Here is a 1,624-nt window from a genome sequence, read left to right as displayed (position 1 = left end):
CGAGGGGCGGGCCGTTGCGATGGCCCGGGGCGACCGGGCCAACCCGGCGGGCGGACGGCCGGGCCGCGCGGCCGCTCGGGTGAAGGACCAGATTCAGGTGAAGGACCAGATGACGCCGTGGTTGGCGATGGTGACCGTGACCATGATGGCCAGGCCGGCGACGCCGAGCGCCAGGCCGAGGGCCGCGCGGCCGCGGCGGCGCGTGCCGCGGGCGAACGCGACGAGCGCGAGGACGACGGCGGCCGGGCCGAGGACGACATTCAGCACGAGCAGGCCGGGCAGGCCCAGCAGGAAGGACGCGACGGCCATCCCGTCGGCGTCACGGACGTTGCGGGTGACGGCGGAGGCCGCCGGGGCGGCAGGGGTGCCGCCGGTCGTGCGCGCGGCCGAGGAGCCGGCGTCGACCGGGTGCGCTGCGGTGTTCACGGTGTTCCTCTCGGAAACGGTGGGTTCTTCCGGACCGCCGATCGGGCGGTGCCGGGCGGACGGGCGGCCCGCTCAGCGGTGGCGGCGGGCGAGGCCCTCGCGGACGGCGAAACCGAGCAGCCAGGCCGCGATGGCGGCGGCGAGGACGGTGAAGACCGTGAGCGAGGTATGGGCGGCGGCACCCATCAGGATGCCCATCCCCAGCAGGAGGACGACGAGGCTCATGTCTGCTGCACCTCCAGCGAGTTGAGATTTCAGATGACAGTTGTTCACTGACTTCTCCAGCGTACGGTGGCCAAAGTCGGCGAACGGTTGTTTACTGAATGACATGAGTCACACTTCCGACGCCCCCGGGACCGGGGCGGCTCGGCCAACTCGCGTGGCGCGGGCTGCTGTTGCCGCGCAGCCGCCCCCCGAAGGGCACCAACCGGGCGTCCGCCAGGCCCAGAAGCAGCAGACGCGGCAGGCGCTGCTCGACGCGGGCCTGCGCCTGCTGGAGCACCAGAACCTCAGCAGCCTGGGCCTGCGCGAGCTGACCCGGGAGGTGGGCGTCTCCCCCGCCGCCTTCTACCGGCACTTCCCGGACATGGACGGCCTCGGGGTCGCCCTGGTCGGCGAGGCGCTGGGCAGCCTGCACGACGCGGTCCGCGCGATGCTCGCCGACGGCGCCGACGGCTCCGCGCCGGACGCCCTGATCGAGCGCACCGTCGCCATCACCGCGGCCTACGTCGACGAGCACCGCCCGCACATCCGCTTCATCGCGCGCGAGCGGCACGGCGGAGTGCGGACCGTACGGGAGGCCATCGCGGCCGAACTCGGCCGCTTCACCGACGAGGTGGCCGCCGGCCTGGCCGCGCAGCCCTCATCGGCCGGCTGGTCCGCGGCCGAACTGCATGTGCTCGCCGGGCTCTATGTCGACCACATGGTGATGACCGCGTGGGAACTCATGGAGGCGCCGCCCGACGACGCGGCCGTACGGCGGCGGATCATGCACGCGGCCCGGCTGCGGATGCGGATCATCAGCGTGGGCCGCAGGCACTGGCTCGACCCGGAACCGGACTGACCCGGTCGACACCGCAAAGGAGCAGGCCAGCACATGGGCGGAGTACGGGACCGTGCGACACGACAGCACGGCCCCGAGCCCTCCGAAGTCGGGCGCGAGGGGGCGCACAGGGCCTTTTGGAGTCGGTACGAACGC

General features: G+C 73.2%; 3 protein-coding genes. 1 reads left to right on the top strand and 2 read right to left on the bottom strand.

The genetic code is table 11. The features are described 5' to 3' along the window. Nucleotides 1-93: 93 nt before the first annotated feature. Together AC13HU_RS36775 and AC13HU_RS36770 are read right to left on the bottom strand one after the other, a co-directional pair. Entirely contained in the window at nucleotides 94-426 is a 333-nt protein-coding gene (locus AC13HU_RS36775) for a DUF4190 domain-containing protein (protein WP_483046342.1), read from the bottom strand. Between the two features lie 72 nt (nucleotides 427-498). After that, nucleotides 499-651, bottom strand: a complete 153-nt coding sequence (locus tag AC13HU_RS36770) for a hypothetical protein (protein WP_483046341.1) — start codon at nucleotides 649-651, stop codon at nucleotides 499-501. Between the two features lie 103 nt (nucleotides 652-754). On the opposite strand from AC13HU_RS36770, the gene AC13HU_RS36765 reads away from it, so the two are divergent. Next, nucleotides 755-1,489 carry a TetR family transcriptional regulator gene (locus AC13HU_RS36765; RefSeq protein ID WP_483046340.1) on the top strand — a complete coding sequence of 245 codons (735 nt, stop codon included), beginning with the start codon at nucleotides 755-757 and terminating at the stop codon, nucleotides 1,487-1,489. Nucleotides 1,490-1,624 lie beyond the last annotated feature (135 nt).

This window comes from Streptomyces sp. NH27 (assembly GCF_056859195.1).
This window is presented reverse-complemented; position numbering and strand designations above follow the sequence as displayed.

Bases quoted from the DNA above. Each gene is read 5' to 3' on its own strand.
- AC13HU_RS36770 (WP_483046341.1), bottom strand. From the start codon at position 651: ATGAGCCTCGTCGTCCTCCTGCTGGGGATGGGCATCCTGATGGGTGCC.
- AC13HU_RS36765 (WP_483046340.1), top strand. From the start codon at position 755: ATGAGTCACACTTCCGACGCCCCCGGGACCGGGGCGGCTCGGCCAACT.